The sequence below is a fragment of the Pseudomonas sp. SDO5591_S426 genome (assembly GCF_054070755.1).
The window spans coordinates 18,037-44,265 of record NZ_JBSVXD010000020.1 but is presented as its reverse complement, the minus strand read 5'-3'; the positions used below and the strand labels follow the sequence as shown (position 1 = coordinate 44,265).

Annotated in this window: 23 protein-coding genes, 4 tRNA genes and 1 pseudogene; 21 read left to right on the top strand and 7 right to left on the bottom strand. The window is 59.3% G+C overall.

Features of this window, described 5'->3' with window-relative positions:
• Positions 1 to 23 precede the first annotated feature (23 nt).
• The 5 genes from ribF (at position 24) to ispH (ending at position 5,834) form a co-directional block, all read left to right on the top strand.
• Positions 24 to 974 (top strand): bifunctional riboflavin kinase/FAD synthetase, encoded by a 951-nt coding sequence (gene ribF / locus ACW9JC_RS06960; RefSeq protein ID WP_008058292.1) that lies wholly within the window; start codon positions 24 to 26, stop codon positions 972 to 974.
• On the top strand, positions 975 to 3,806 hold the full coding sequence (ileS, locus tag ACW9JC_RS06955; protein WP_457454320.1) for an isoleucine--tRNA ligase: 2,832 nt from the start codon (positions 975 to 977) through the stop codon (positions 3,804 to 3,806).
• The gene (gene lspA, locus ACW9JC_RS06950; RefSeq protein WP_150730452.1) at positions 3,799 to 4,311 is read left to right on the top strand and encodes a signal peptidase II; all 513 of its coding nucleotides are present in this window, start codon (positions 3,799 to 3,801) and stop codon (positions 4,309 to 4,311) included. Before ileS ends, lspA begins: the two co-directional genes overlap by 8 nt.
• Before the next feature lie 7 nt (positions 4,312 to 4,318).
• The gene (fkpB, locus tag ACW9JC_RS06945) at positions 4,319 to 4,756 is read left to right on the top strand and encodes an FKBP-type peptidyl-prolyl cis-trans isomerase (RefSeq protein WP_457454327.1); all 438 of its coding nucleotides are present in this window, start codon (positions 4,319 to 4,321) and stop codon (positions 4,754 to 4,756) included.
• A 130-nt stretch (positions 4,757 to 4,886) separates the two neighbouring features.
• Positions 4,887 to 5,834 (top strand): 4-hydroxy-3-methylbut-2-enyl diphosphate reductase, encoded by a 948-nt coding sequence (gene ispH, locus ACW9JC_RS06940; protein WP_095196614.1) that lies wholly within the window; start codon positions 4,887 to 4,889, stop codon positions 5,832 to 5,834.
• Here the strand turns inward: ispH and ACW9JC_RS06935 are convergent.
• Positions 5,803 to 6,360, bottom strand: a complete 558-nt coding sequence (locus ACW9JC_RS06935; RefSeq protein WP_457454326.1) for a GspH/FimT family pseudopilin — start codon at positions 6,358 to 6,360, stop codon at positions 5,803 to 5,805. The genes ispH and ACW9JC_RS06935 overlap by 32 nt on opposite strands.
• Positions 6,361 to 6,488: 128 nt before the next feature.
• On the opposite strand from ACW9JC_RS06935, the gene ACW9JC_RS06930 reads away from it, so the two are divergent.
• From ACW9JC_RS06930 to thiO, 7 genes are read left to right on the top strand one after another with little or no spacing between them, the layout of a single operon-like run.
• On the top strand, positions 6,489 to 6,962 hold the full coding sequence (locus tag ACW9JC_RS06930) for a GspH/FimT family pseudopilin (protein WP_457454318.1): 474 nt from the start codon (positions 6,489 to 6,491) through the stop codon (positions 6,960 to 6,962).
• On the top strand, positions 6,959 to 7,408 hold the full coding sequence (gene pilV, locus ACW9JC_RS06925; RefSeq protein ID WP_457454316.1) for a type IV pilus modification protein PilV: 450 nt from the start codon (positions 6,959 to 6,961) through the stop codon (positions 7,406 to 7,408). The genes ACW9JC_RS06930 and pilV overlap by 4 nt, the downstream gene beginning before the upstream one ends.
• Positions 7,405 to 8,115, top strand: coding sequence for a PilW family protein (locus ACW9JC_RS06920; RefSeq protein WP_457454315.1), 711 nt, complete (start codon positions 7,405 to 7,407; stop codon positions 8,113 to 8,115). Before pilV ends, ACW9JC_RS06920 begins: the two co-directional genes overlap by 4 nt.
• A gap of 11 nt (positions 8,116 to 8,126) precedes the next feature.
• Positions 8,127 to 8,606: a pilus assembly PilX family protein gene (locus ACW9JC_RS06915; RefSeq protein WP_457454314.1), complete on the top strand. Its 480-nt coding sequence runs from the start codon at positions 8,127 to 8,129 to the stop codon at positions 8,604 to 8,606.
• A complete protein-coding gene (locus tag ACW9JC_RS06910) occupies positions 8,593 to 11,688 on the top strand; it encodes a pilus assembly protein (protein WP_457454313.1) in 3,096 nt (1,031 codons plus the stop codon). The genes ACW9JC_RS06915 and ACW9JC_RS06910 overlap by 14 nt, the downstream gene beginning before the upstream one ends.
• 14 nt (positions 11,689 to 11,702) lie before the next feature.
• On the top strand, positions 11,703 to 12,104 hold the full coding sequence (locus ACW9JC_RS06905) for a type IV pilin protein (protein WP_448109358.1): 402 nt from the start codon (positions 11,703 to 11,705) through the stop codon (positions 12,102 to 12,104).
• Between the two features lie 56 nt (positions 12,105 to 12,160).
• The gene (thiO, locus tag ACW9JC_RS06900) at positions 12,161 to 13,261 is read left to right on the top strand and encodes a glycine oxidase ThiO (protein ID WP_457454311.1); all 1,101 of its coding nucleotides are present in this window, start codon (positions 12,161 to 12,163) and stop codon (positions 13,259 to 13,261) included.
• 16 nt (positions 13,262 to 13,277) lie between these two features.
• On the opposite strand, the gene ACW9JC_RS06895 is transcribed toward thiO, so the two are convergent.
• The 4 genes from ACW9JC_RS06895 to ACW9JC_RS06880 all read right to left on the bottom strand — a co-directional run bounded on the left by ACW9JC_RS06895 (position 13,278) and on the right by ACW9JC_RS06880 (position 17,584).
• Positions 13,278 to 14,609: a sigma-54-dependent transcriptional regulator gene (locus ACW9JC_RS06895; protein WP_457454309.1), complete on the bottom strand. Its 1,332-nt coding sequence runs from the start codon at positions 14,607 to 14,609 to the stop codon at positions 13,278 to 13,280.
• Between the two features lie 2 nt (positions 14,610 to 14,611).
• A complete protein-coding gene (locus tag ACW9JC_RS06890) occupies positions 14,612 to 16,201 on the bottom strand; it encodes a sensor histidine kinase (protein WP_457454308.1) in 1,590 nt (529 codons plus the stop codon).
• A complete protein-coding gene (locus tag ACW9JC_RS06885) occupies positions 16,191 to 16,424 on the bottom strand; it encodes a PP0621 family protein (protein WP_338583125.1) in 234 nt (77 codons plus the stop codon). The genes ACW9JC_RS06890 and ACW9JC_RS06885 overlap by 11 nt, the downstream gene beginning before the upstream one ends.
• A 137-nt stretch (positions 16,425 to 16,561) precedes the next feature.
• On the bottom strand, positions 16,562 to 17,584 hold the full coding sequence (locus ACW9JC_RS06880; RefSeq protein ID WP_338583123.1) for an outer membrane protein assembly factor BamD: 1,023 nt from the start codon (positions 17,582 to 17,584) through the stop codon (positions 16,562 to 16,564).
• Positions 17,585 to 17,735: 151 nt separating this feature from the next.
• Between ACW9JC_RS06880 and rluD the strand changes: the two genes are divergently transcribed.
• From rluD to ACW9JC_RS06835, 9 genes and pseudogenes are all read left to right on the top strand, one after another.
• The gene (rluD, locus tag ACW9JC_RS06875) at positions 17,736 to 18,698 is read left to right on the top strand and encodes a 23S rRNA pseudouridine(1911/1915/1917) synthase RluD (protein ID WP_047533394.1); all 963 of its coding nucleotides are present in this window, start codon (positions 17,736 to 17,738) and stop codon (positions 18,696 to 18,698) included.
• Positions 18,695 to 19,420 carry a peptidoglycan editing factor PgeF gene (gene pgeF / locus ACW9JC_RS06870; protein WP_457454307.1) on the top strand — a complete coding sequence of 242 codons (726 nt, stop codon included), beginning with the start codon at positions 18,695 to 18,697 and terminating at the stop codon, positions 19,418 to 19,420. The genes rluD and pgeF overlap by 4 nt, the downstream gene beginning before the upstream one ends.
• Before the next feature lie 130 nt (positions 19,421 to 19,550).
• Positions 19,551 to 22,115 carry an ATP-dependent chaperone ClpB gene (gene clpB / locus ACW9JC_RS06865; RefSeq protein WP_338583119.1) on the top strand — a complete coding sequence of 855 codons (2,565 nt, stop codon included), beginning with the start codon at positions 19,551 to 19,553 and terminating at the stop codon, positions 22,113 to 22,115.
• A gap of 300 nt (positions 22,116 to 22,415) precedes the next feature.
• Positions 22,416 to 22,491, top strand: a tRNA-Asn gene (locus tag ACW9JC_RS06860).
• A gap of 9 nt (positions 22,492 to 22,500) precedes the next feature.
• Positions 22,501 to 22,577 (top strand) — tRNA-Pro (locus ACW9JC_RS06855).
• A 5-nt stretch (positions 22,578 to 22,582) separates the two neighbouring features.
• Positions 22,583 to 22,658, top strand: a tRNA-Lys gene (locus ACW9JC_RS06850).
• A 95-nt stretch (positions 22,659 to 22,753) separates the two neighbouring features.
• Positions 22,754 to 22,830: transfer RNA gene (locus ACW9JC_RS06845), tRNA-Pro, on the top strand.
• 152 nt (positions 22,831 to 22,982) lie between these two features.
• Positions 22,983 to 23,753 (top strand): annotated as a pseudogene (locus tag ACW9JC_RS06840) (MCP four helix bundle domain-containing protein); the annotation flags it as partial.
• Positions 23,745 to 24,608 (top strand): methyl-accepting chemotaxis protein, encoded by an 864-nt coding sequence (locus tag ACW9JC_RS06835; RefSeq protein ID WP_457454325.1) that lies wholly within the window; start codon positions 23,745 to 23,747, stop codon positions 24,606 to 24,608. The pseudogene ACW9JC_RS06840 and the gene ACW9JC_RS06835, both read left to right, overlap by 9 nt.
• A gap of 46 nt (positions 24,609 to 24,654) precedes the next feature.
• Here the strand turns inward: ACW9JC_RS06835 and ACW9JC_RS06830 are convergent, their stop codons facing one another.
• Positions 24,655 to 25,953 (bottom strand): NAD(P)/FAD-dependent oxidoreductase, encoded by a 1,299-nt coding sequence (locus ACW9JC_RS06830; protein WP_457454304.1) that lies wholly within the window; start codon positions 25,951 to 25,953, stop codon positions 24,655 to 24,657.
• Positions 25,954 to 26,013: 60 nt separating this feature from the next.
• On the bottom strand, positions 26,014 to 26,187 hold the full coding sequence (locus ACW9JC_RS06825) for a DUF3094 family protein (RefSeq protein WP_338583115.1): 174 nt from the start codon (positions 26,185 to 26,187) through the stop codon (positions 26,014 to 26,016).
• Between the last annotated feature and the right edge of the window lie 42 nt (positions 26,188 to 26,229).

The window sequence follows — 26,229 nt, the reverse complement described above, 5'->3', positions numbered from 1 at the left end:
ACTTTATGAGCAAGAAGCGCGTTATGCAGCTGGTTCGAGGCCTCCACAATCTGCGCCCCCAGCATCGGGGCTGTGTCGCCACTATTGGCAACTTTGACGGTGTACACCGTGGCCACCAGGCTATCCTGGCGCGGCTGCGTGAGCGTGCGCTGGAGTTGGGCGTGCCCAGCTGCGTGGTGATTTTCGAGCCGCAGCCACGGGAGTTTTTCGCTCCGGACACGGCGCCGGCCCGTCTGGCCCGCCTGCGGGATAAACTGCAGCTATTGGCCGCCGAAGGCGTCGACCGGGTCTTGTGCCTGGCGTTCAACCAGCGTCTGAGCAAGCTCAGCGCCAGCGAATTCGTCGATACCATTTTGGTCGACGGCCTCGGCGTGCAGCACCTTGAAGTAGGTGACGACTTCCGTTTCGGCTGTGACCGGGTAGGGGATTTCGATTTCCTGCAACAGGCCGGCGTGATGCAGGGCTTTACCGTCGAAGCGGCGCAGACCGTCGAGCTCGACGGCATTCGCGTCAGCAGCACCCAGGTACGTAATGCCTTGGCCGCCGCTGATTTCGCACTGGCCGAACGCCTGCTCGGTCGCCCGTACCGGATTGCCGGTCGCGTGCTGCACGGCCAGAAACTGGCGCGTCAGTTGGGTACGCCCACTGCCAACATTCAACTCAAGCGCCGTCGCGTGCCGTTCACCGGGGTTTACCTGGTCAGCGTCGACCTCGACGGCAAGACCTGGCCGGGTGTCGCCAATATTGGCGTGCGGCCTACGGTCCAAGGGGATGGCAAAGCCCACCTCGAAGTCCATCTTTTAGATTTTGCCGGCGATCTGTATGACCGGCGTATGACGGTGGTTTTCCACCAAAAGCTGCGTGAAGAGCAGCGTTTCGCCTCTCTGGAGGCGCTTAAGACGGCGATCAATGCGGATGTCGCCGCCGCCCGTGCCCTGTCGCACCTAGCGCCAATCGCTAATGAAGAGCCTTAAATGACCGACTATAAAGCCACGCTAAACCTTCCGGACACCGCCTTCCCAATGAAGGCCGGCCTGCCACAGCGCGAACCGCAGATTCTGCAGCGCTGGGACAGTATTGGCCTGTACGGAAAGTTGCGCGAGATTGGCAAGGATCGTCCGAAGTTCGTCCTGCACGACGGCCCTCCGTACGCCAACGGCACGATCCACATCGGTCACGCACTGAACAAGATTCTCAAGGACATGATCATCCGTTCGAAGACCCTTTCGGGCTTCGACGCGCCTTATATTCCGGGCTGGGATTGCCACGGTCTGCCGATCGAGCACAAAGTCGAAGTGACCCACGGCAAGAACCTGGGCGCCGACAAGACCCGCGAACTGTGCCGGGCCTACGCCACCGAGCAGATCGAAGGCCAGAAGTCCGAGTTCATCCGTCTGGGTGTGCTGGGCGACTTCGCCAACCCGTACAAGACCATGGATTTCAAGAACGAGGCCGGTGAAATCCGTGCCTTGGCCGAAATCGTCAAGGGCGGTTTCGTGTTCAAGGGCCTGAAGCCTGTGAACTGGTGCTTCGACTGCGGTTCGGCCCTGGCTGAAGCGGAAGTCGAGTACGAGAACAAGAAGTCCTCGACCATCGACGTGGCGTTCCCGATTGCCGATGAAGCCAAACTGGCTGCCGCTTTCGGTCTGCCGTCGCTGGCCAAGCCTGCTTCGATCGTGATCTGGACCACCACCCCGTGGACCATCCCGGCCAACCAGGCGCTGAACGTTCATCCGGAATTCAACTACGCACTGGTCGATGTCGGCGACAAGCTGCTGGTTTTGGCTGAAGAACTGGTCGAAGCCTGTCTGGTTCGCTACAACCTGGAAGGTTCGGTCATCGCGACCACCACCGGTAAAGAGCTGGAGCTGATCAACTTCCGTCACCCGTTCTACGACCGTCTGTCGCCGGTTTACCTGGCCGACTACGTTGAACTGGGCGCGGGCACCGGTGTGGTTCACTCCGCTCCGGCCTACGGCGTGGACGACTTCGTGACCTGCAAAAAGTACGGCATGGTCAACGACGACATCCTCAACCCGGTACAAAGCAACGGCGTGTACGTGCCGTCGCTGGAATTCTTCGGCGGCCAGTTCATCTGGAAGGCCAACCCGGCCATCGTCGACAAGCTGACCGAAGTCGGTGCGCTGCTGCACACCACCATCATCGAACACAGCTACATGCACTGCTGGCGCCACAAGACCCCGCTGATCTACCGCGCCACCGCGCAGTGGTTCATCGGCATGGACAAAGAGCCAACCAGCGGCGACACCCTGCGTGTGCGCTCGCTCAAAGCCATCGAAGACACCAAGTTCGTCCCGGCCTGGGGCCAGGCACGCTTGCACTCGATGATCGCCAACCGTCCGGACTGGTGCATCTCCCGTCAGCGCAACTGGGGCGTGCCGATCCCGTTCTTCCTGAACAAGGAAAGCGGCGAACTGCACCCACGCACCGTCGAGCTGATGGAAGAAGTGGCCAAGCGCGTTGAAGGCGAGGGCATCGAAGCCTGGTTCAAGCTGGACGCCGCCGAGTTGCTGGGCGATGAAGCCCCGCTGTACGACAAGATCAGCGACACCCTCGACGTCTGGTTCGATTCGGGCACCACGCACTGGCACGTCCTGCGCGGTTCGCACCCGATGGGCCACGAAACCGGCCCACGCGCCGACCTGTACCTGGAAGGCTCGGACCAACACCGTGGCTGGTTCCACTCGTCGCTGCTGACCGGTTGCGCCATCGACAACCACGCGCCGTACCGCGAGCTGCTGACCCACGGCTTCACTGTCGACGAGTCCGGCCGCAAGATGTCCAAGTCCCTGGGCAACGTGATCGCGCCACAGAAAGTCAACGACACCCTGGGCGCCGACATCATGCGTCTGTGGGTCGCTTCGACCGACTATTCGGGCGAAATGGCGGTTTCCGAGCAGATTCTGCAACGCAGTGCGGACGCCTACCGGCGCATCCGTAACACCGCGCGTTTCCTGCTTTCCAACCTCACCGGTTTCAACCCGGCCACCGACCTGCTGCCGGCTGAAGAAATGCTGGCTCTGGACCGTTGGGCCGTGGACCGCACCCTGCTGCTGCAGCGCGAGCTGCAAGAACACTACGGCGAATACCGCTTCTGGAACGTGTACTCGAAGATCCACAACTTCTGCGTGCAGGAGTTGGGTGGTTTCTACCTCGACATCATCAAGGACCGCCAGTACACCACCGGCGCCGACAGCAAGGCCCGTCGTTCGTGCCAGACCGCGCTGTTCCACATCTCCGAGGCGCTGGTACGCTGGATCGCACCGATCCTGGCCTTTACCGCCGACGAACTGTGGCAATACCTGCCGGGCGAGCGTAACGAGTCCGTCATGCTCAACACCTGGTACGAAGGCCTGACCGCACTGCCGGAAGGCTTCGAGCTGGATCGTGCGTACTGGGACCGGATCATGGCCGTGAAGGTCGCGGTCAACAAGGAAATGGAAATCCAGCGCGCGGCCAAGGCCGTCGGTGGCAACCTGCAAGCCGAAGTGACGCTGTTTGCCGAAGACGCGCTGAGCGCCGATCTGGCCAAACTGAGCAACGAATTGCGCTTTGTACTGATCACGTCGACCGCCAGCGTTGCGCCGTTCGTGCAGGCTCCGGCCGATGCCGTGGTCACTGAAGTCAGCGGCCTGAAGCTGAAGATCGTCAAGTCGGCCTTCGCCAAGTGCGCCCGTTGCTGGCACTGCCGTGAAGACGTCGGCGTGAACCCGGAGCATCCGGAAATCTGCGGCCGTTGCGTCGACAACATCAGCGGCGCTGGCGAGGTTCGTCACTATGCCTAATGCCGTTGGTCGCTTTGGGCGACTGAGCTGGCTCTGGTTGAGTTTGCTGGTCCTGGTCATCGACCAGGCCAGCAAGTTCTACTTCGAGGGCAAGCTCGAGATGTATCAGCAGATCGTGGTGATCCCTGACTACTTCAGCTGGACCCTGGCCTACAACACCGGAGCGGCGTTCAGCTTCCTGGCTGACAGCTCCGGCTGGCAGCGCTGGTTGTTTGCCCTGATCGCCATTGTGGTCAGTGCGGTGCTGGTGGTGTGGCTCAAACGCCTGGGTCGCAACGAAACCTGGCTGGCGGTAGCGCTGGCACTGGTGCTCGGCGGCGCGTTAGGCAACCTGTATGACCGCATTGCCTTGGGCCATGTGATCGATTTCATCCTGGTGCACTGGCAGAACCGCCATCACTTCCCGGCGTTTAATTTTGCCGACAGCGCAATCACTGTAGGCGCTGTCATGCTGGCACTGGATATGTTCAAAAGTAAAAAGACCGGAGAAGCCGTTCATGACTGAACAGGTATTGGCTGAGCAACGCATCGGCCAGAACACGGAAGTCACCTTGCATTTCGCATTGCGCCTGGAGAACGGCGACACAGTGGACAGCACTTTCGACAAAGCCCCGGCGACCTTCAAGGTCGGTGACGGCAACCTGTTGCCAGGTTTCGAAGCGGCGCTGTTCGGTTTCAAGGCCGGTGACAAGCGTACGCTGAGCATCGAGCCGGAAAACGCTTTCGGCCAGCCCAACCCGCAAAACGTGCAGATCATCCCGCGCTCGCAGTTCCAGGACATGGACCTGTCGCCGGGTTTGCTGGTGATCTTCAACGATGCGGCCAATACTGAATTGCCGGGCGTGGTGAAAAAGTTCGATGACGCGCAAGTGACCATCGACTTCAACCATCCGCTGGCAGGCAAGACACTGACCTTTGACGTGGAAATCATTTCCGTCAAAGCGCTGTAACTGCTTTTCTGTAGGAGCGAGCTTGCTCGCGATGATCGTCAACGAATACGCGTTTCCTCTGGATTAACGCGGTGTCCCTTAGTTTTTCGCGAGCAAGCTCGCTCCTACAGGGCAAGACACGAGGCACAGCATGCAAATCAAACTCGCCAACCCCCGTGGCTTCTGCGCCGGTGTGGACCGGGCGATCGAAATCGTCAACCGCGCCCTGGAAGTCTTCGGGCCGCCGATCTATGTGCGCCATGAAGTGGTCCACAACAAATTCGTCGTCGAAGACCTGCGCAATCGTGGCGCGATCTTCGTCGAGGAGCTGGATCAGGTGCCGGACGACGTGATCGTGATCTTCAGCGCCCACGGTGTTTCCCAGGCTGTGCGCACCGAAGCCGCCGGCCGTGGCCTGAAAGTGTTCGATGCCACTTGCCCGCTGGTGACCAAGGTGCACATCGAAGTCGCACGCTACAGCCGCGACGGCCGTGAATGCATCCTTATCGGCCACGCCGGGCACCCGGAAGTCGAAGGCACCATGGGCCAGTACGATGCCAGCAATGGCGGTGCGATCTACCTCGTCGAAGACGAGAAAGACGTCGCCGAACTGCAAGTGAACAACCCCGAAAAACTGGCGTTCGTGACCCAGACCACGTTGTCCATGGACGATACCAGTCGCGTCATCGACGCCCTGCGTACGCGTTTCCCGGCCATCGGCGGTCCACGAAAGGACGATATCTGCTACGCCACGCAAAACCGTCAGGATGCGGTCAAGCAACTGGCCGACGAATGCGATGTGGTGCTGGTGGTTGGCAGTCCGAACAGCTCCAACTCCAATCGCCTGCGTGAACTCGCCGAGCGCATGGCTACTCCGGCGTACCTGATCGACGGTGCTGAAGATCTGCAAAAGAGCTGGTTCGACGGTGTCGAGCGCATCGGCATTACCGCTGGCGCTTCTGCACCGGAAGTTCTGGTGCGTGGGGTGATCCAGCAGTTGCAGGCCTGGGGCGCTACCGGTGCCGATGAATTGGCCGGTCGCGAGGAGAACATCACCTTCTCCATGCCTAAAGAACTGCGCGTGCGTTCCCTGCTTTAAGTTTTTTCCCTTCTGCGCACAATGCCTGCTCAGCCTTTGCGCTGCGCAGGCTGACGCGACCGGTCGGGGCCAGCACCACCTGGTACTGGCTCACCGGTTCGCGAGTGGCGCACACATGTAAAGTCCCTGCCTGAAATTCGCCCCTGGCGAACTGTGGTTCACCCAGATCGCTGAAACGCACGAATTTGCTCACTGGCCTATTTCCCACGATTGGCACCCGAGTGCCGCTCTGGCGTTCGACCAGCAGCGGGTTGCTGGCGTCGTGCTGCCCCTTGCCGCTGATATCCAGAATGATCCGCCAACCCTGGCCCCAGTCGCCATTGATGGCGTGGATCATCACGTTCTGATGACGGGCGATGGCCTCACTCCTGGCCGTGCGGATGCCGCTGTAAAGCGACTGTGCCGCCTGCTCGCGATGGTTCGATTCAGTGACCGCTGCAAAAGCCGGACTGACCAAATGCAGAACAATCCCGACAATCGTCAGTCCCATAAGCAGTTCGATCAGGCTGAAGCCTCGCTGATCCATGTCGTTTTCCTCCCTGGAGTGATGCGGGCCGTGCGATCCATGCACGGGTAATGGCAATTCAACCGGGTCTTGGCGGTCGAATGTTCTAGCGTGTAAGCAGGTATAGCCGACGGCAACGGAGGGCACCGATGGAACATCGTTCAAAAGGTTTCACGCTGGTCGAGTTGCTGATCGCGCTCGGGATCTTTCTGGTGCTGATCACTTTGGCTGTTCCGGCGTTTACCCGTTCGGCGCAAACGACAAGGGCCGATACCGAAATCGGCGACCTGCAACGTGGTTTGAATTTCGCCCGTCTTGAGGCTATCGATCGTGGCGTGACGACCCGGCTTCGACCCACGGCGGGCGGCAGCGTCTGGACCGGGGAGTTGACGGTCTATGACAGTACTGGCACTCCGGCCAATGTATTGCGGGTTGTTCCAGCGATGAGCAGCGGTGCGACTCTGACGCTAACCTCAGGAGTGACCGCCATCGATTTCAATAATCTGGGCGGGCTGTCGTCACCGTCCACAGCGGTGGCGATCAACTATGTGCTGGGCACGCAAAGCAAGACGCTGAATGTGTGTTTGAACGGACGAATTCTATTGGGTGGAAGTTGCGGATGAGGCAATGGAGCAAGCATGCACAGGATGGCATGACGTTGATCGAAGTGTTGGTCGCGTTGTTGATTCTGAGCGTAGGGCTGTTGGGTGCGGCGGCGTTCCAACTCAATGCGCTGAAGTACACCGACAGTGCGCGCATGACCAGCCAGGCCAGTTTCATTGCCTACGACATGATGGACCGCATTCGCGCCAACTCAGCCGCCGACTACACCGTGACGCCCCCGACCTCGGGTAACCTGAACATCGCTCGGGACCAGGACCTCTACGACTTCACCAGCAATATCGTCAATTTCGGTGGACCCACCGCCACCGGCAGCATCGCGCTCAATCAACGGGTGTACACCATCACCATCACATGGGATGACTCCCGGGCCGCCAACAGCGCCAATTCCCGTCGCAGCTTCGTCCTCACCAGTCGCGCGACCGTCGATCCGGTATCGACGCCATGAACCGCTTGCATAGAGGATTTGGCCTGATCGAGCTGCTGATCGCCCTGGCCTTGAGCCTGATCGTGGTGCTGGGCGTGGTGCAGGTTTTCATTGCCGCGAAAAACACCTACGTCAGCCAGAACGCCGCGGCGGTCATGCAGGAAGACGCGCGATTCGTGCTGAGCAAAATGATTCAGGAAATTCGCATGGTCGGCATGTTCGGTTGTCTGGGGACGATCACCGATGCCAGTACGGCGGGTGATTTCAATGCAGCTCAAGTCACGCCGATCAGTTGGGATAACGCAAACCTCAAGCTGACGCTGGTGACTGCGGATGTGGGAAGCAGCGGCGGCACGCCGACATGGACAGTGATTTCAGATTGTCGAAACAGTGCGACGGCTTACTCCGACTCACGTACGCCTGCATCAGGACAACTGGCGTTTCCGATCCGGCGCTTGATCTACAGCCTGAAGAACGGCCAGTTGACGATGGGTATCGGCAGAGGCACGCCGGCCCAGCAAGTGCTGGTGGATAACGTCAGTGCCTTCAATGTCAGCTTCGGCCTTGCCAGCTCCGCCGCCGATTCGGCCGCCTCCAGTTACAGCAGTAATCCCTCTGACCCTGCACGCATCCGCAGCGTGCGCTTGAGCCTGACCCTCACGGATCCGAATAGGGTGAGCAAACAAACCTTCAACGTGGTTGCCGCTCTGCGCAACCGATTGCCGTGAGGGGAGGGCCGATGAAATTTTCTCCCGTCACTGATCATGGCCAGCGTGGCATGGCGTTGCTGGTCAGCCTGGTGTTCCTGTTGCTGCTGACGCTGATTGGCCTTTCATCGATGCAGAACGCCACCCTGCAGGAAAAAATGGCCGGCAGTGTGAGCTTGCGCAATCAGTCGTTCCAGGGCGCCGAAGCGGCGTTGCGCGTCGGTGAAAGTGCGGTGCAACTCGACAGCTATTCATTGGCGGTGTGCAACGGCACCAGCCAGTGCGCGCCGCCGACCGAGTCGTCGACGGTCAGGGCCGCCGGGTTCAATTCCACTTCTGGAGTGACCTGGATCGCTTCCGGCACCGGTTTTTATGGCGTGCAAAACATTGGCACCACACTGACGGCGGTGAACGTTCCAAGCAATACGTCGGCAACGTTGTACCGGGTGACCGCAGTGGGCATCGCGGGTAACTCGCGCAGTGTGGTGGAGAGTATTTATGCGAAGTACTGAAACGCGCGCGCGCCTCTGGAAGATGTTTTGTGGTGCTGTTTTGGCGCTGTATCTGGGAGCGCCGGCCTACGCCTTTACGCCTTCGGACTCGCCGTTGTTGAGTGCCGCCGCAGTCGCACCGAACGTGATGTTGATGATCGACAATTCGGGGAGCATGAATAACATCATCTGGGCGCCGGGGTTCGATCCGACGGTCAACCGGGCGCAGATTGCGGTGTGCAGTTCCAATTTTTCATGTGTCGGCGGCGAGAATCTGAACATGAGTGACGCCAATATTTCTTTGTCGAGCCTGAACCGGGGCGGGTGTTCGACCAACGGTAATTGGTACGGTTTTTATCGCGGCTTTCTTGGACTGACACCGATTTGCCTGAAACTGCCCGACCCGGTGGGCAATGAAAACACGCGATACTCCGCTAACTACCTTGCTTATCTCTTGGCGCTTGCTAATGGTTCGAATCGGGACTTCACCTCGGGCGCCAATGCCATACCTGACGACTACCGGATGGATGTGGCTCGGGATGTTTCCAGAAGTCTGGTCTTCAGTAATCGCACGCTGCGCATCGGTCTTGCGACCTTCAATCTGCCCACCAGTAACAACCTTGGCAGTGGTGGTTACATTGCCAGGGCGATCGGTGATTTGTCTGTAGATGCCAACTACAACGCATTGATCAACTCGATCAATGGCTTGAGCGCTGTCGCTAGTACTCCATTGGCGAAGACCTATTACGAAGTGACCCGTTACATGCGTGGCATGGCGCCGTTCTACAACACTGCACCTACCACTTACACCAGCCCGATCCAGTATCGCTGCCAGAAAAACTACGGGGTAGTGGTCACTGACGGTTTACCCACGTTCGACCGGACTTTCCCAAGCGATGATCCCCAGGCCTCCACCAAAGGAGGTCCTCGACTACCCAATTGGGACAGTGTTAACAACGATGGAAATGCTCCGGAAAAAGGGGACGAAGAAGGCGATGCACTTTATCTGGATGACATCGCCAAATTCGCCTTCGACATCGATATGCGCTCGACCGGCACCGACCTTGCGGGCAAAAGCTGGGATGCCGCCGATTTTCCGAAGCAGAACATGAACACCTACACCGTGGGTTTTACCGCGGCGAACCAGATGCTGTCGGACGCCGCGAGTTACGGTCAGGGCAAGTACTACCAGGCCACCGACAGCGCCGGGTTGAACGCCGCGTTGTCTTCGGCTCTGAGTGAAATCACGTCCAAGGCAGGTTCCGGCGGCAGCGGCACCACAAGCGGAACGATTCTCGCCAGCGGCACCAGTTACTTCCAGACCAGTTACGACCCCAAGGACTGGCGGGGCACGATCAAGTCCTATGGTTTCTCCCCGAGCGGCGCGGTTAATACCAGTGCAGTGCTGTGGACCACTGACACGGCCATAGTGCCCGCAGCCACTGCACCGACCTATCAGTCCTGGAACAACCAAACCAACACGGCAGTGACCTTGGCCTATGCCAATTTTTCCACAGCCCAGCAAACCATTCTCAATCAAGGACTTCCTACAGGCATCACCGGCAGCGATCTGGTGGAGTGGAGCAAGGGCACCAACAAAACCGGTCTGAAAGTGCGCAGTGTGCTGCTGGGGGACATCATCAACTCTCCGTTGGCTTTGGCTTCACCTACGGATAAAACCGCATCTGATCTTTCCGGCGACACCACCTACAGCACCTATCTGGCAACCAAGTCGGCCAACATGAGCGCCAGCCTGGTGGTCAACGCCAACGACGGTTTTGTAAACGTCATCAACTCGGCAAACGGCACCCGGCGCTATGCCTACATGCCGTCCAGCGTGTTGCCATCTTTGCGCTATATCGCCGATACCACGTACATCAACGGCGTCAGCCACAAGTTTCTGGTGGACGGACAGGTCGGCGTGTTCGATGCCCAACTCAACAGTGCCTGGAAAACCCTCGCGCTCGGCGGAACCGGGGCGGGCGGGAGAACCTTCTATGCGTTGCAACTGTTCGACGCCTCGGCCGGTAATGTCACCAAAGCGCTGTGGGAAATCAGTGCACCTGCCACCGCCAGCACGGCAAACGCTTTCAATGATCTGGGTTATGCCTACGCCCGTCCGGAAGTGGCACGCTTGGCCGATGGTCGATGGGCCGCGTTTATTTCCAACGGCTACGGCAGCAACTCCGGCGTGGCGGCGTTGTATGTGGTGGATATTCGCGATGGCTCGCTGATCAAAAAAATCGTCGTCGATAGCAGTGAAACCACCAATGGTTTGTCCTCGGTAAAGCTCAAGGTCAACTCGCAGAACGTGGTGCAGGCCGCGTATGGCGGTGACTTGAAGGGACGGCTGTGGAAGTTTGATCTGAGCGGCACGACCACAGATAGCTGGGGCGTGGCGTTTTCCGGCAAGCCGTTGTTCACCGCAGCGGGAGGCGCGACTCAGCCGATCACCGCGCAGCCCTTGCTGGCGGACAATTCCCTGGGCGGCAAAGTGGTATTTTTCGGCACCGGGAAATTCAACGAAACGGCGGACAAGACCAACAAGGATTTGCAGGCGTTCTACGCGGTGTGGGACGCGGACGGTGGTTCCGGGCAGATCACCACGTCGAGTTTGCAGGCCCAGGCTGTGGCCGGTGTGTTCTCGGGGAGCTCCGGCCAGTTCATCACCACCAGCCAGAACGAGGTGACCTATCCGGCGGAAAAGGGTTGGTACTTGCCGTTGGTTTACAACAACGCGCTGACGGGCGAGAGGGTGATCAATCAGGCCAGCCTGGTACTCGGGCGGATCATCTTCACCACGGCCAGCGTGGACACCACCGACCCTTGCGCAAGTTTTGGCACAGGCAAACTGGTCGAACTCGATGCGTTCAGCGGTAAGATGCTCAACTACGCGGTGCTCGACACCAATGGCGACGGCGTGGTCGACAGCACCGACACGGTGTCCAGCGGCGTGATTTTTACCGGCGGCATCCCGACGTTGAATGCCGTCGTCAATGGCGCGACCCGCAAGGTCGTGAACGATTCCAGTGGCGGCATCACCACGCTGGTGGAAAAATCCGGCGGCGGCAGCCGTCGCATCATGTGGCGACAAATACAGTAAGTGAGAGTTGAGGCATGCACAGATCCAACCGCGGTTTTACCCTGATCGAAATCATGATCGTGATTGCGATCATCGGGATTGTCATGACCATTGCTGCCCCGAGCTTCACCGAATACCTGAAGAAGGGTCGTCGTACCGAAGTGGCCGGTCTGCTCTCCGAGCAGGCACAGATTCTCGAGCGTTTCTATTCGCAAAAAAATGTCTATACCGGTGCTGCGGGCCTGAGCCCCGGCAATGACTACTACACCATCACGTCGACGCTGACCGACCAGACTTTTTTGCTGACGGCGGTGCGCAAGGCGGGTACATCCATGGCGACGGACAAGTGCGGTGATTTCACGATTACCAATACTGGCGTGCGCAGCATGGTTAACGCCACGGCCGGCCTGACCACCAAGGATTGCTGGGGTCGCTGAGTTTTCTTTTCGGGCGCCTTTTGCGTCCACTGTCTATTTATCGGTTGGATCAGAATATGACCAGGCAACAGCAAGTGGTGATTGTCGGCGGTGGGGTAATCGGTCTGCTGACGGCTTTCAATCTCGCGTCCGAAGTGCAGAGCGTTGTGCTGCTGGACCGTTCGAACCTCGGTCAGGAGTCGTCTTGGGCGGGGGGTGGCATCGTTTCGCCGCTCTACCCGTGGCGCTACAACCCGGCAGTCACCGCACTGGCCCATTGGTCCCAGGATTTTTATCCACAACTGGGCGAGCATTTGTTTGCCGCTACCGGAGTCGATCCCGAAGTGCACACCACCGGCCTGTACTGGCTGGATCTGGACGACGAAGCCGAGGCGCTGGCTTGGGCTGCGAGGGAGAATCGGCCGTTGCGGGCTGTGGATATCTCGGCGGCTCACGACGCGGTGCCGGTGCTGGGCGGTGGTTTTTCCCGAGCCATCTACATGGCTGATGTAGCCAATGTGCGTAATCCGCGCTTGGTGAAGTCGCTCAAGGCTGCATTGCAGGCGCTGCCGAACGTGACGATTCATGAGCAGTGCGAAGTCAGTGGATTTGTTCGCGAAGGCGAAAAAGTTGTCGGTGTGCAGACCTCCACAGGTGTAATCCATGGCGATCAAGTGGTGCTGACCGCTGGTGCCTGGAGCGGCGATCTGCTCAAAAGCCTGGGCCTGGAATTACCGGTCGAACCGGTGAAAGGGCAGATGATTCTCTACAAGTGCGCGGCGGATTTTTTGCCGAGTATGGTGCTGGCGAAGGGGCGTTATGCGATTCCCCGGCGCGACGGGCACATTCTGATTGGCAGTACGCTGGAGTATGAGGGTTACGACAAGACCACTACCGAGTCGGCTCTTGAAAGCCTCAAGGCCTCGGCGGTGGAGTTGATTCCGGCACTGGCCGACGCCGAAGTGGTCGGGCATTGGGCCGGTTTGCGGCCGGGCTCGCCGGAAGGCATTCCGTACATTGGCCAGGTGCCTGGGTTTGACGGGTTGTGGCTGAACTGCGGACACTTTCGTAATGGTTTGGTGCTGGCACCGGCGTCGTGTCAGTTGTTTGCCGATGTGATGTTGGGCAGGACGCCGATCATTGATCCGACGCCGTATGCGCCGACGGGGCGGATCTAAGCCAGATTCAAGGCCCTCAATCCAACCCGAATTTCTTCAGCCGATACCGCATCGACCTGAATGAAAGATTCAACCGCTGAGCCGCCGCCGTGCGGTTCCAGCGGGTTTCTTCCAGGGCTTGCAGAAGAAGCTGGCGTTCGACGTTTTCCAGGTACGCTTCCAGATTGTCGATCTGCGTCAGATCCGGCACGCCTCCTTCCGGATGACAGTTGCCCTCGGCCAGTCGCAGGTCGCCCGCTTCAATCTGTTTGTTTTCGCAAAGCGTGTGTGCGCGTTCGAGCATGTTCTCCAGTTCCCGGACGTTTCCGGGGAAGCGGTAACTTTTCAACGCATCGAGTGCTTGCGGGTGAAGTTTTGCTTCCGGCTGGCCGGTGTCGGCCGCCAGGCGCTTGAGCACATGGCCGGCCAACGGTTCGATATCGTCTCGACGTTCGCGCAGCGGCGGAACCCGCAGCTCGATCACGTTCAAGCGATAGTACAAATCCTGGCGAAAACGCTCGGCAGCGACTTCGGCGCCGAGGTCTTTGTGGGTCGCGCAAAGAATACGTACGTCGACCACCTCTTCCTGTTGTCCGCCGACGCTGCGTACGGCTTTCTCCTGAATGGCCCGTAGCAATTTGACCTGCATCGGCAACGGCAAGTCAGCCACTTCGTCGAGGAACAGCGTGCCGCCATGGGCGGCCTGGAACAGGCCGGGTTTGTCTTCGATGGCACCGCTGAAGCTGCCTTTGCGATGGCCGAAAAACTCGCTTTCCATCAGTTCCGACGGAATCGCCCCGCAGTTGACCGGAACAAAGGGTTGATTGGCGCGAGGCCCCCGATCGTGGATCAGGTGCGCCACCAATTCCTTGCCGCTGCCGGATTCGCCGCTGATGTACACCGGCGCCTGGCTGCGCGCCAGTTTGTCGATCTGCTTGCGCAAATTGCGCATGGGCAATGAATCGCCGAGCAAGCGCCGATCAAGGGCAGCGCCGGGAACGGGCAGGAGCAGGGCGCTGGTGACCAGTTCCCGCAGGCGGGGGAGGTCCACTGGTTTGCTCAGGAAGTCGAAGGCGCCGGCCTTGAGGGCGTTAATTGCCGTGTCGACATTGCCGTAAGCAGTGATCATCGCCACCGGAACTTGCGGGTAACGTTGCTGGATGTGTTGCACCAGCTCAAGGCCGGTGCCATCCGGCAGGCGCATGTCGGTCAGGCACAGATCGAACGTTTCGCGCTTGAGCAGGGCCAGGGCCTCGCCGGCGTTGCGCGCGCTGTAGGTATCGAGTTTCATCCGTCCCAGGGTGATTTCCAGGAGTTCGCGAATGTCCGGTTCGTCGTCGACGATCAAGACTTTTTGCCGTGGGCCCATGTTCAACTTTGTTTCCGTCCGTGAGCAAAAGTGATGCGAAAGCAGCCGCCGCCTTGGCGTGGTTTGAAGTCTAGGCGGGCCTGGTTGCTTTCGCACAGCTCACGGGACAGATACAGCCCAAGGCCAGTGCCTTGGTGACTGGTGGTGAAGAAAGGCTCGAACAGCTGCGCCTGATGGTCCGTGGCCACACCGGGGCCGTCGTCGAGGATTTCAAGGATTGGCAACTGGCTGTCGGGGTCGATGAACAACTCAAGCCAGACCTGTGCCTGGTCGTGGTTCTGGGCGCTGTGGCGCCAGCCGTTGCGAATCAGGTTGTCGAGAATCTGGTTCAACTGGTTCGGGTCCATCAAGGTCTTGAAGTCTCCCGCAGCGATGTGCAGATGAATCTGCTGGCGCTCGGTCGCGCCCTCGCGGGTTTCAGTGACGAACTGTAGCAGCCACGGCTTCAGGTCCAACCGTTGCGGCACGGTTTGCTGGCGGCGGGACAGTTGCAGGACGTTTTCGATGACTCGATTCATGCGCTGGGAGTGATCTTGAATGATCTGGGTCAGACGTTGATCCGCGCTGTTGAGTTCCTCAGATTCGCGCAATAGCTGTGCGGCATGACTGATGGCGCCCAGTGGATTGCGAATTTCATGGGCGATGCCGGCGGTCAGGCGCCCGAGGGCGGCGAGTTTCAGTTGTTGGGCTTGTTGCGCGATGTGGGCGAGATCTTCGAGAAAGATCAGCGTCTGATGCTGCGGGCTGGGGTCCAGTGCTATGAAGCTGGGCTGTAGCTCAACGCCGCTGCTGGCGATTTTCAGGCTTTGCGGGCGCAGGGTCGGGTTGCTGAGCCACAGGCTCAGGCGATCGACAAGCGCCGGGAGGTGGTCGTCGATCAGTTGGCCTTCGAGTCGGTCACAGCCGAGCAGCGTCAGGGCACTGTGGTTGGCCAATTGCACGCGCCGCTGCTCGTCGAGCACCAGAATGCCGGTGCGCATGCGTTGCAGGATCAGCGCATTGAGCGTTTCCAGGCCGACGACTTCACTGGCCTTCTGCTCCACCAGCGTTTCGCTGACTTCCAGGCGTCGGACCAGGCCTTGCACCAGCAGGGCTGCGGCAAAACACAGGGCGCCGAGGGTGCCGACCTGCAAATAGTCATTGGGATTGGCGCGATGGCTGACGCTCAACAGGAAACTCGAGCCGACAATGCCGATCGCCCCGACGGCGGCAATCAACAGGCCGATGCGCCTTCGCAGCAACGTATTGCTGATAGCCACCGAAACGATCAGCAAGTTGCCAATGGCGCTGGCCACGCCGCCGCCAGCGAAGAACAGGCCGCACAGCAGCAGTACGTCGAGCAGCGCCAGGCTGAACAGTTGCGCTGGATGGCGGGTGTTCTCGAAGAACACCACCAGCAGAATGTTCAGCACCAGGTACAACCAGCTGCCAGAGCGCAGCAGGTCGTCATTGGCCGAGGCCAGCAACCGGTTGTCCATGTTGCTGGAGATCAGCAGCACCAGGATGATGCCGACGCTTAAACGGTAGAGATGGTAAAGGCGCAGCAGTCGCTGGGCCTGTTTGTCGCTGTGACTGGACGCCTCAGCGATCACTGGAGCCGGGGCCTTGCTCCAGATGAGCCTGGCTGCAATACCACTGTTTTTGAAGGTTCAGCGCGCGATCGCGGGGCAGGTGCACGCCGCAATGGGCGCAGCGAACCATCGGTGCCGCTTCCAGTTCGGCAGGTGACTTGGGTACGGCAGCCGCGCTTTTGTACTTGCGCCAGAACCACACGGCGGCGGCAATCACGGCGATCCAGAATAATAAACGAAGCATGATGAGCTGCTTTATTGGCTGATGAACCGGCAGTTTAGCCGGGGACATGACAGGCGCACAGTGCAATTGCTCAACACAAAAAAACGGCAACAAAAAAGGGAGACTCAAGAGTCTCCCTTTGCGTACCGCCGGTCGTGTCAGTCGAACACGCCGAAGGTCATGTAGCTGAACCACGAACGGTCATCGTTGTTGCCTTCCGCTTCGTGATCTTCTTCTTCGATCACATCGCCGTTTTCGTCTTTAGGCTTGAGATCGCTCGGAATCGCGTCTTTCGCGTCCTGGAACTGCTTCTGCACGTCCTGGTTGGCGCGGGTTTCTCCCGGCGGCAGCGGCGGACGGGATTCGATCAGGCCCAGGGTGGCCTTGCTCAGCCACGAACGGTTGTCGGCTTCGGCAACCGACGGCACGAACTGACCGTCAACCAGGCTTGGGTGGTTCGGGTAGTTGAGCTTCAGGGTTTCGAGACTGGTGGCTGCCAGTTCGTCCAGGTGCAGACGCTGGTAAGCCTCGGTCATCACCGCCAGGCCGTCGCCGACCGAAGGGGTTTCCTGGAAGTTTTCCACCACGTAGCGGCCACGGTTCGCGGCAGCGACATAGGCCTGACGGGTCAGGTAATAGTCGGCAACGTGGATTTCGTAGGCTGCCAGCAGGTTGCGCAGGTAGATCATGCGCTGCTTGGCGTCAGGCGAGTAACGGCTGTTCGGGAAGCGGCTGGTCAGCTGGGCGAACTCGTTATAGGAGTCACGCGCGGCACCCGGGTCACGCTTGGTCATGTCCAGCGGCAGGAAGCGCGACAGCAGGCCAACGTCCTGGTCGAACGAAGTCAGGCCCTTGAGGTAGTAGGCGTAATCGACGTTCGGGTGCTGTGGGTGCAGACGAATGAAACGCTCGGCAGCGGCTTTGGCAGCTTCCGGTTCGGCGTTCTTGTAGTTGGCGTAGATCAGTTCGAGTTGAGCCTGGTCAGCATAACGACCGAACGGATAACGCGACTCCAGAGCCTTCAGCTTGGCGGTGGCACTGGTGTAGCTGTTGTTGTCCAGATCGGCCTGGGCCTGTTGGTACAACTCGACTTCACTCAGGTTTTCGTCTACGACTTCCTTCGATGAGCAAGCAGCGGTCAATGCGAGGATGGCGATCAGCAGCAGGTGTTTCACTTGCATGGCGGCTTGCGTCCCTATGACGGCCGCTGTCTTGGGCGTGGCCGTCCTGTTATGATGAGCGCCCCGTTGAATAGCCTCGGGGCAAAAGACGCCGTATTTAACCACAAGCGCGCAGCCGAAACCAAAGGCTGTGCCGACGCCTAGTCTGAGCATGTCCGATAAAATTGAACTTCGCGCAGAGGTGCCGTCCGAATTGGGCGGCCAACGCCTCGATCAAGTCGCCGCACAATTATTCGCTGAGCACTCGCGCTCGCGCCTTTCCGCCTGGATCAAAGACGGCCGCCTGACTGTGGATGGGGCGGTTATCCGCCCGCGAGACATCGTTCACGGTGGCGCCATTCTTGAACTCACTGCCGAGCAGGAAGCTCAGGGCGAATGGGTCGCTCAAGACATTGCCCTGGACATCGTCTACGAAGATGACGACATCCTGGTGATCAACAAGCCTGCGGGCCTGGTGGTTCACCCGGCTGCCGGTCACGCCGACGGCACCTTGCTCAACGCTTTGCTGCACCACGTGCCGGACATCGTCAATGTGCCCCGCGCCGGTATCGTGCACCGTCTGGACAAGGACACCACCGGTCTGATGGTGGTGGCCAAGACCATTCAGGCGCAGACGCAGCTGGTTACACAGTTGCAGAGCCGCAGTGTCAGCCGCATCTATGAGTGCATCGTGATTGGTGTGGTAACCGCCGGCGGCAAAATCAACGCGCCGATCGGTCGTCACGGCCAGCAGCGCCAGCGCATGGCCGTGATGGAAGGTGGCAAGCAAGCCGTCAGCCATTACCGCGTGCTCGAGCGTTTCCGCTCCCACACCCACGTGCGGGTGAAGCTGGAAACCGGTCGTACGCACCAGATTCGCGTGCACATGGCGCACATCAACTTCCCGTTGGTCGGAGATCCTGCCTATGGCGGTCGTTTCCGAATTCCACCGGCAGCCAACCCGACCATGGTCGAGTCGCTGAAAAATTTCCCGCGTCAGGCGCTGCATGCGCGTTTCCTGGAGCTGGATCACCCGACCACCGGTCAACGCATGAGCTGGGAATCGCCGTTGCCAGAAGATTTCGTCTGGTTGCTGACCCTGCTCAAGCAAGACCGCGAGGCGTTCATCGGATGAGTGACTGGCTGATTCCTGACTGGCCCGCGCCGGCCGGGGTGAAAGCCTGTGTGACCACCCGTGCGGGCGGCGTCAGTCTGGCGCCGTTCGACAGCCTCAACCTCGGCGACCATGTCGACGACAGCCCTGAAGCTGTCGCCGAGAACCGCCGTCGTCTTACCGATCACTTCTCTATTCAACCGGCCTGGTTACAGCAGGTCCACGGCATTGTCGTGGCCCATGCCGACCCAAGTCAGGTAGTCACCGCTGATGCCAGTTGGACCTCCACCCCCGGCATCGCTTGCGCAGCAATGACCGCCGATTGCCTGCCAGCATTGTTTTGCGACCGTGCCGGCACTCGCGTTGCGGCGGCCCATGCCGGTTGGCGCGGATTGGCGGCGGGTGTGCTGGAAGCCACGCTCGACAGTCTGGCCGTGCCACCTGCCGACGTGCTGGTCTGGCTCGGTCCGGCCATTGGCCCGCAAGCCTTTGAAGTCGGGCCGGAAGTGCGCGAAACCTTCGTACAGCAGTTGCCGCAAGCAGCTGAAGCCTTTGTGCCAAGCGTCAATGCCGGCAAGTTCATGGCCGACATCTATAAGCTGGCGCGTCTGCGTCTGGCGGCTCGCGGTGTGACTGCAGTCTATGGCGGTGGTTTCTGCACCGTGACAGATCCGCGCTTCTTTTCTTTCCGCCGTGCGCCCCGCACTGGTCGATTTGCTTCCTTGATCTGGCTCGAGCGCTAGACTTTCCTGACCTGCATCAACGTCACGACGCTTGAAACTCCCAGAATTGACCACATCTATTGTGGTATCTGGCAGGTTTCTTCATTCAGGATGTTTTATAGGTCCGGCCTGCTCAAAAGGAAGGTGACCCATGCGTATAGACCGTTTAACCAGCAAATTGCAGTTAGCGTTGTCCGATGCCCAATCCCTGGCCGTCGGTCTCGATCATCCGGCCATCGAGCCGGCGCACTTGATGCAGGCCTTGCTCGAACAGCAGGGCGGCTCGATCAAGCCCCTGTTGATGCAGGTGGGCTTCGACGTCAACAGCTTGCGTAAAGAGCTGACCAAAGAGCTCGACCAGCTCCCGAAAATCCAGAACCCGACCGGCGACGTCAACATGTCGCAGGATCTGGCGCGCCTGCTCAATCAGGCTGATCGCCTGGCCCAGCAGAAGGGCGACCAGTTCATTTCCAGCGAGTTGGTGCTGCTCGCCGCCATGGATGAAAACAGCAAGCTCGGCAAGCTGTTGCTCGGTCAGGGCGTGAGCAAGAAAGCCCTGGAAAACGCGATCAATAACTTGCGTGGTGGCGAGGCTGTCAACGACCCGAACCACGAGGAAGCGCGACAGGCGCTGGATAAGTACACCGTCGACCTGACCAAGCGCGCCGAAGACGGCAAGCTCGATCCGGTGATCGGCCGTGACGACGAAATTCGCCGGACCATCCAGGTCCTGCAACGCCGTACCAAGAACAACCCGGTGCTGATCGGTGAGCCTGGCGTCGGTAAAACCGCCATCGCCGAAGGCCTGGCCCAGCGCATTATCAACGGTGAAGTGCCGGACGGCCTCAAGGGCAAGCGCTTGCTGTCCCTGGACATGGGGGCGTTGATTGCCGGTGCCAAGTATCGCGGTGAGTTCGAAGAGCGGCTCAAGTCGCTGCTGAACGAACTGTCGAAGCAGGAAGGGCAGATCATTCTGTTCATCGACGAACTGCACACCATGGTCGGCGCCGGTAAAGGCGAAGGCTCGATGGATGCGGGCAATATGCTCAAGCCTGCCTTGGCTCGCGGTGAGCTGCATTGCGTCGGTGCGACCACGCTCAACGAGTATCGCCAATATATAGAGAAGGATGCGGCGCTTGAACGACGCTTCCAGAAAGTGCTGGTGGATGAGCCGAGCGAAGAAGACACCATCGCGATCCTGCGTGGCCTGAAAGAACGCTACGAAGTTCACCACAAGGTGGCGATCACCGACGGTGCGATCATCGCGGCGGCCAAGCTCAGCCATCGCTACATCACTGACCGTCAGTTGCCGGACAAGGCCATCGATCTGATCGACGAGGCCGCCAGCCGCATCCGCATGGAAATCGACTCCAAGCCGGAAGTACTGGATCGTCTGGAACGTCGCCTGATTCAGTTGAAGGTGGAATCCCAGGCACTGAAGAAAGAAAGCGACGAAGCGGCGATCAAGCGTCTGGAAAAACTCCAGGAAGAAATCGTTCGTCTTGAGCGTGAGTACTCGGATCTCGAAGAAATCTGGAACTCGGAAAAGGCCGAGGTTCAGGGTTCTGCGCAGATTCAGCAGAAGATTGAACAGTCCCGTCAGGAACTGGAAACCGCGCGCCGCAAAGGCGACCTGAACCGCATGGCTGAATTGCAGTATGGGGTGATCCCGGACCTGGAGCGCAGCCTGCAAATGGTCGATCAGCACGGCAAAGCCGAGAACCAGTTGCTGCGCAGCAAAGTGACTGAAGAAGAGATCGCTGAAGTCGTCTCGAAGTGGACCGGTATTCCTGTGTCGAAGATGCTCGAAGGCGAGCGCGACAAGCTGATGAAGATGGAAAGCCTGTTGCACCAGCGTGTGATCGGCCAGGACGAAGCGGTGGTCGCGGTTTCCAACGCAGTGCGGCGTTCCCGTGCCGGGTTGTCCGACCCGAATCGCCCGAGTGGTTCGTTCATGTTCCTCGGCCCGACCGGTGTCGGTAAAACCGAGCTGTGCAAGGCACTGGCCGAGTTCCTCTTTGATACCGAAGAGGCGATGGTGCGGATCGACATGTCCGAGTTCATGGAGAAGCATTCCGTGGCTCGCTTGATTGGCGCGCCACCAGGCTATGTAGGCTATGAAGAGGGCGGTTACCTGACCGAGGCGGTGCGTCGCAAGCCTTATTCGGTGATCTTGCTGGACGAAGTCGAGAAGGCGCACCCGGATGTGTTCAACATCTTGCTGCAAGTGCTCGAAGACGGTCGCCTGACCGACAGCCATGGCCGCACGGTAGATTTCAAGAACACCGTGATTGTCATGACCTCCAACCTGGGCTCGGTGCAGATCCAGGAGCTGGTCGGTGATCGTGAAGCGCAGCGTGCAGCGGTGATGGATGCGATTTCCAGCCACTTCCGGCCGGAGTTCATCAACCGGGTCGACGAAGTGGTGATCTTCGAGCCGTTGGCGCGGGATCAGATCGCTGGCATTACCGAGATCCAGTTGAGTCGTCTGCGCAGTCGTCTGACTGAGCGCGAGTTGAAGCTGGAGTTGAGCCCAGAGGCCATGGATAAGCTGATCGCGGTCGGTTACGACCCGGTGTACGGCGCGCGGCCACTGAAACGGGCGATCCAGCGCTGGATCGAAAACCCGCTGGCACAGCTGATTCTGTCCGGTCGCTTCATGCCGGGAGACACGGCTGTGGGTACAGTGGAAAACGACGAAATCGTTTTCAACTGAGTCCAAACGGCAGTACAAAAAAGGAGGCCTCGCATTGCGAGGCCTTTTTTTCGCCAGGCTGTTGAACTTAAAGGAAAAGGCTTGTAAAGTGCGCCCCGCAGTAAGTCACCCGGTAGGGTTTCTGCTCCCCAAGCGGAAATCTGAAATAAGTTGCAAATCATTAACTTGAAAGCAATTTAGGGGGTTGACAGAGGTGCTTAAGATTGTAGAATAGCGCGCCTCAGACACACGAACGCAGCGATGCGAACGGGTCGAAGAGAACGCAGTAAAGCTTCACCGTTGTAAATTGAAATGTGTAGTTCCGTGATAGCTCAGTCGGTAGAGCAAATGACTGTTAATCATTGGGTCCCAGGTTCGAGTCCTGGTCACGGAGCCAATTTCAAACCGGGGTATAGCGCAGTCCGGTAGCGCGCCTGCTTTGGGAGCAGGATGTCAGGAGTTCGAATCCCCTTACCCCGACCATTTTTGGGTCGTTAGCTCAGTTGGTAGAGCAGTTGGCTTTTAACCAATTGGTCGTAGGTTCGAATCCCACACGACCCACCATTTTTGAAACCAGTTAGCGCTGGAATCGAATCTTAAGATCAGAGGCCAAAAGCACTGATCGAAGAAGGCGCCTTTCAAAGGTGCCTTTTTTTTACCGGGGTATAGCGCAGTCCGGTAGCGCGCCTGCTTTGGGAGCAGGATGTCAGGAGTTCGAATCCCCTTACCCCGACCATATTAAAAATCCTCGTATCGAAAGATACGGGGATTTTTTTTGCCTTCGAAAAAGTGCATCCATCTCTTTAGTCATCGTACAACTTGCCGATAACGAGCTACCGGTGCGCGACAGCGCCTCCACTCAAGCCAATAAAAACAAAGGCACTCGTTATGTTTCTGCGTCAGTTGAATATTGCCCCCCGTGCCGCACTGGGTTTTGCCTTGATCGCGGTGCTTGTAGCGCTGCTCGGGATTTTTGCGCTGGGGCAGATGTCGAGCATTCGCGAGAGTGAAGTGGCGGTGGAGAAACAATGGCTGCCGAGCATTCGCGGCGGTGATGAAATACGCGAAATCATGTTGCGCATTCGCACCATTTCCTTGCGCATGGCGCTGGACCCGGATCCGAAGAACATCGCGCAATACCGCAGCCAGATGGATACCCGGGACAAGGAGCTGAGCGACAAAATCGCCGCCTACGACAAGCTGGTCACCACGGCTGAAGGCAAGGCGTTGTACGACCAATTCAAAAACACCTTCACAGCCTATCGCGCCGGTATTGCCCAATCCTTCACCTTGGCCGAACAAGGCCGTCGCGACGAGCTGACCAAGCTGCTGCTGGTGGATATGAAGACCGTGGTCGACGGCTCCGGCAAGCAACTCAGTGACCTGGCGGAACTGTTTAGCCGACAAGTCGCGGCAGAGAGCGAGAAATCCAAAGAACACTACGAAACGTCGCGCACGATCGTCAGCCTGTTTATCGCCCTCGCGGCGTTGGCGACTGTTGCCCTGGCGATGTTATTGACCCGCAGCATCGTGCGTCCGCTGAGTGAAGCCGTGAGCGCAGCGGAACATGTGGCGCAGGGCGACCTGACTCGCCCGATCGAAACCCATGGCAACGACGAAGTCAGCCGTTTGCTCAAGGCATTGGCGACCATGCAGCAGAATTTGCGGGAAACCCTGCAAGGCATCAGCGGCTCCGCGACGCAACTGGCCACGGCTGCCGATGAATTGAACGCCGTTACCCTCGACAGCAATCAGAGCCTGCAACAACAGAACAACGAAATTGAGCAGGCGGCCACGGCGGTCAATGAAATGACCTCCGCTGTGGAAGAGGTCGCTCGTAACGCCGTGTCCACCTCCGATGCCACTCGCCAGTCCAGTGAGTCGGCGCATCTGGGGCAGGAACGAGTCAGCGAGACGGCCAGCGCGATCAGTTCGCTGGCCCATGACGTGCAAAGTACCGGGGAATTGGTGCGGTCCCTGGCCAATCAGTCGCAGGATATCGGCAAGGTGCTGGATGTGATTCGCGCCATTGCCGAGCAAACCAATCTGCTGGCGCTGAACGCGGCCATTGAAGCGGCGCGGGCGGGGGAGAGTGGTCGAGGTTTTGCTGTGGTGGCCGATGAAGTGCGCGCCTTGGCCCATCGCACGCAGCAATCGACCCAGGAAATCGAGCAAATGGTGCAAGGCATGCGCGATGGGTCGAGCCAGGCGCTTGAGGCGATGAACTCCAGCGCTTCGCGTGCTGCCAGCACGCTGGTCCTGGCCGAGCGCGCAGGCGAGGCGTTGCAAACCATCACGGCTTCCGTGCATGAGATCCATGAGCGAAACCTGGTGATCGCCAGCGCGGCCGAAGAGCAGGCGCAAGTGGCGCGTGAGGTGGACCGTAATCTGGTGAACATTCGCGACTTGTCGGTGCGTTCTGCCACCGGGGCCGATCAGACCAGCGCATCGAGCCATGAGTTGTCGCAACTGGCGAATGCGTTGCAGGGGATGGTGCGGCGGTTTCGGGTGTAATTTCTTCAGATAGAAATTGTGGGAGCTAGCTCCCACAGGTTTTACATCAGTGCAGCTTGAGACGCGGCTCGGTCCCGCGTCCGATCTTGCTCCCCAGCATCAGCATCGCCGTGCGAAACGGTCCGTACAGCGCCATCTGGTGCATGCGGTACAGCGACACGTAGAACATCCGCGCCAGCCAGCCTTCCAGCATCACGCTGCCGGTGAGGTTGCCCATCAAGTTACCCACAGCCGAGAAACGTGACAGCGAGATCAGCGAGCCGTAGTCGGTGTACTTGTACTCCGGCAATGCCTTGCCTTCGATGCGCAGCTTCAGCGATTTGGCCAGCAACGACGCCTGTTGATGCGCTGCCTGGGCGCGCGGCGGCACGTTGCGGTCGGTGCCCGGTTGCGGACAAGCAGCGCAGTCACCAAAGGCAAAGATGTTTTCGTCGCGAGTGGTTTGCAGTGTCGGCAGCACTTGCAGTTGGTTGATGCGGTTGGTCTCTAGGCCATCGATGTCCTTGAGGAAACCCGGTGCCCGAATCCCCGCCGCCCAGACTTTCAGGCTGGCGTTGATCACTTTGCCATCGGCGGTGATCAGGCTGTCCGCCGTCACTTCGCTGACCGCCGCGTTGGTCATCACGTTGACCCCGAGTTTCTCCAGGGTTTTATGCACAGGTCCGCCGATCCGCTCAGGCAGCGCCGGCAGCACCCGTGGCCCGGCTTCGATCAGGGTGATGTGCATGTTTTCCGGTTTGATCCGGTCCAGGCCATAGGCCGCCAGTTCATGGGCGGCGTTGTGCAGTTCAGCTGCCAGTTCGACCCCGGTAGCACCGGCGCCGACGATGGCCACGCTGATTTGCTCGACCGCGTCGGTTTGCCCGGCATGGGCGCGCAGGTAGTGGTTGAGCAATTGTTGATGGAAACGCTCGGCCTGTTTGCGGGTGTCGAGGAACAGACAGTGCTGCGCCGCGCCCTGGGTGCCGAAATCGTTGGTGGTACTGCCGACGGAAATCACCAGCGAGTCGTAAGGTACTTCCCGCGCTGGCACAAGTTCCAGCCCGGCTTCGTCATAGGTCGCGGCCAGCTGGATTTTCTTGTTCGCGCGATCGAGCCCGCTCATGCGCCCCAGCTGGAACTCGAAGTGGTTCCATTTCGCCTGGGCAACATAGTTGAGTTCATCTTCGGAAGAGTTCAGGGAACCGGCCGCGACTTCGTGCAACAACGGTTTCCAGATGTGGGTCAGGTTCGCGTCGACCAACATGACGTTGGCCGTGCCGCGCTTGCCCAGAGTCTTACCCAGACGGGTAGCCAACTCCAGACCGCCGGCGCCGCCGCCGACAATGACAATACGATGGGACATGGGGATAACTCGCAAGGCTAAAAGAAATCGGTACGGTTACCCAAGCGAGCGCAAGGCAGCTCATAGCGTCAGGTAACTGATAAGTCGGCTCAACAGGCCCAGACCAATGGTCACTGCCAGCACCATCACCAGGAGCATCCACGGCCGGAATGGCCGGCGCTCGACTCGGTGTTGGGACAGTTGCAGATACGCTTCGACATGCTTCTGGTCGTCAGGGTTCAGGCGGCTGGTCATATCGGGCCTCGTCAGGGGTAGACGTTGCTAAATGTGATGAAG

Excerpts from the sequence above, each read along its gene's own strand:
- rluD (WP_047533394.1), top strand. The coding sequence starts at position 17,736 with ATGTCCGATAAAATTGAACTTCGCGCAGAGGTGCCGTCCGAATTGGGC.
- pgeF (WP_457454307.1), top strand. The coding sequence starts at position 18,695 with ATGAGTGACTGGCTGATTCCTGACTGGCCCGCGCCGGCCGGGGTGAAA.
- ACW9JC_RS06835 (WP_457454325.1), top strand. The coding sequence starts at position 23,745 with ATGCAGCAGAATTTGCGGGAAACCCTGCAAGGCATCAGCGGCTCCGCG.
- ACW9JC_RS06830 (WP_457454304.1), bottom strand. The coding sequence starts at position 25,953 with ATGTCCCATCGTATTGTCATTGTCGGCGGCGGCGCCGGCGGTCTGGAG.
- ACW9JC_RS06935 (WP_457454326.1), bottom strand. The coding sequence starts at position 6,360 with ATGGATCAGCGAGGCTTCAGCCTGATCGAACTGCTTATGGGACTGACG.
- ileS (WP_457454320.1), top strand. The coding sequence starts at position 975 with ATGACCGACTATAAAGCCACGCTAAACCTTCCGGACACCGCCTTCCCA.
- ACW9JC_RS06825 (WP_338583115.1), bottom strand. The coding sequence starts at position 26,187 with ATGACCAGCCGCCTGAACCCTGACGACCAGAAGCATGTCGAAGCGTAT.
- ACW9JC_RS06895 (WP_457454309.1), bottom strand. The coding sequence starts at position 14,609 with ATGGGCCCACGGCAAAAAGTCTTGATCGTCGACGACGAACCGGACATT.
- ACW9JC_RS06905 (WP_448109358.1), top strand. The coding sequence starts at position 11,703 with ATGCACAGATCCAACCGCGGTTTTACCCTGATCGAAATCATGATCGTG.
- lspA (WP_150730452.1), top strand. The coding sequence starts at position 3,799 with ATGCCTAATGCCGTTGGTCGCTTTGGGCGACTGAGCTGGCTCTGGTTG.
- ispH (WP_095196614.1), top strand. The coding sequence starts at position 4,887 with ATGCAAATCAAACTCGCCAACCCCCGTGGCTTCTGCGCCGGTGTGGAC.
- ACW9JC_RS06930 (WP_457454318.1), top strand. The coding sequence starts at position 6,489 with ATGGAACATCGTTCAAAAGGTTTCACGCTGGTCGAGTTGCTGATCGCG.
- ACW9JC_RS06885 (WP_338583125.1), bottom strand. The coding sequence starts at position 16,424 with ATGCTTCGTTTATTATTCTGGATCGCCGTGATTGCCGCCGCCGTGTGG.
- ACW9JC_RS06880 (WP_338583123.1), bottom strand. The coding sequence starts at position 17,584 with ATGCAAGTGAAACACCTGCTGCTGATCGCCATCCTCGCATTGACCGCT.
- ACW9JC_RS06910 (WP_457454313.1), top strand. The coding sequence starts at position 8,593 with ATGCGAAGTACTGAAACGCGCGCGCGCCTCTGGAAGATGTTTTGTGGT.
- ACW9JC_RS06920 (WP_457454315.1), top strand. The coding sequence starts at position 7,405 with ATGAACCGCTTGCATAGAGGATTTGGCCTGATCGAGCTGCTGATCGCC.
- thiO (WP_457454311.1), top strand. The coding sequence starts at position 12,161 with ATGACCAGGCAACAGCAAGTGGTGATTGTCGGCGGTGGGGTAATCGGT.
- ribF (WP_008058292.1), top strand. The coding sequence starts at position 24 with ATGCAGCTGGTTCGAGGCCTCCACAATCTGCGCCCCCAGCATCGGGGC.
- ACW9JC_RS06915 (WP_457454314.1), top strand. The coding sequence starts at position 8,127 with ATGAAATTTTCTCCCGTCACTGATCATGGCCAGCGTGGCATGGCGTTG.
- clpB (WP_338583119.1), top strand. The coding sequence starts at position 19,551 with ATGCGTATAGACCGTTTAACCAGCAAATTGCAGTTAGCGTTGTCCGAT.
- pilV (WP_457454316.1), top strand. The coding sequence starts at position 6,959 with ATGAGGCAATGGAGCAAGCATGCACAGGATGGCATGACGTTGATCGAA.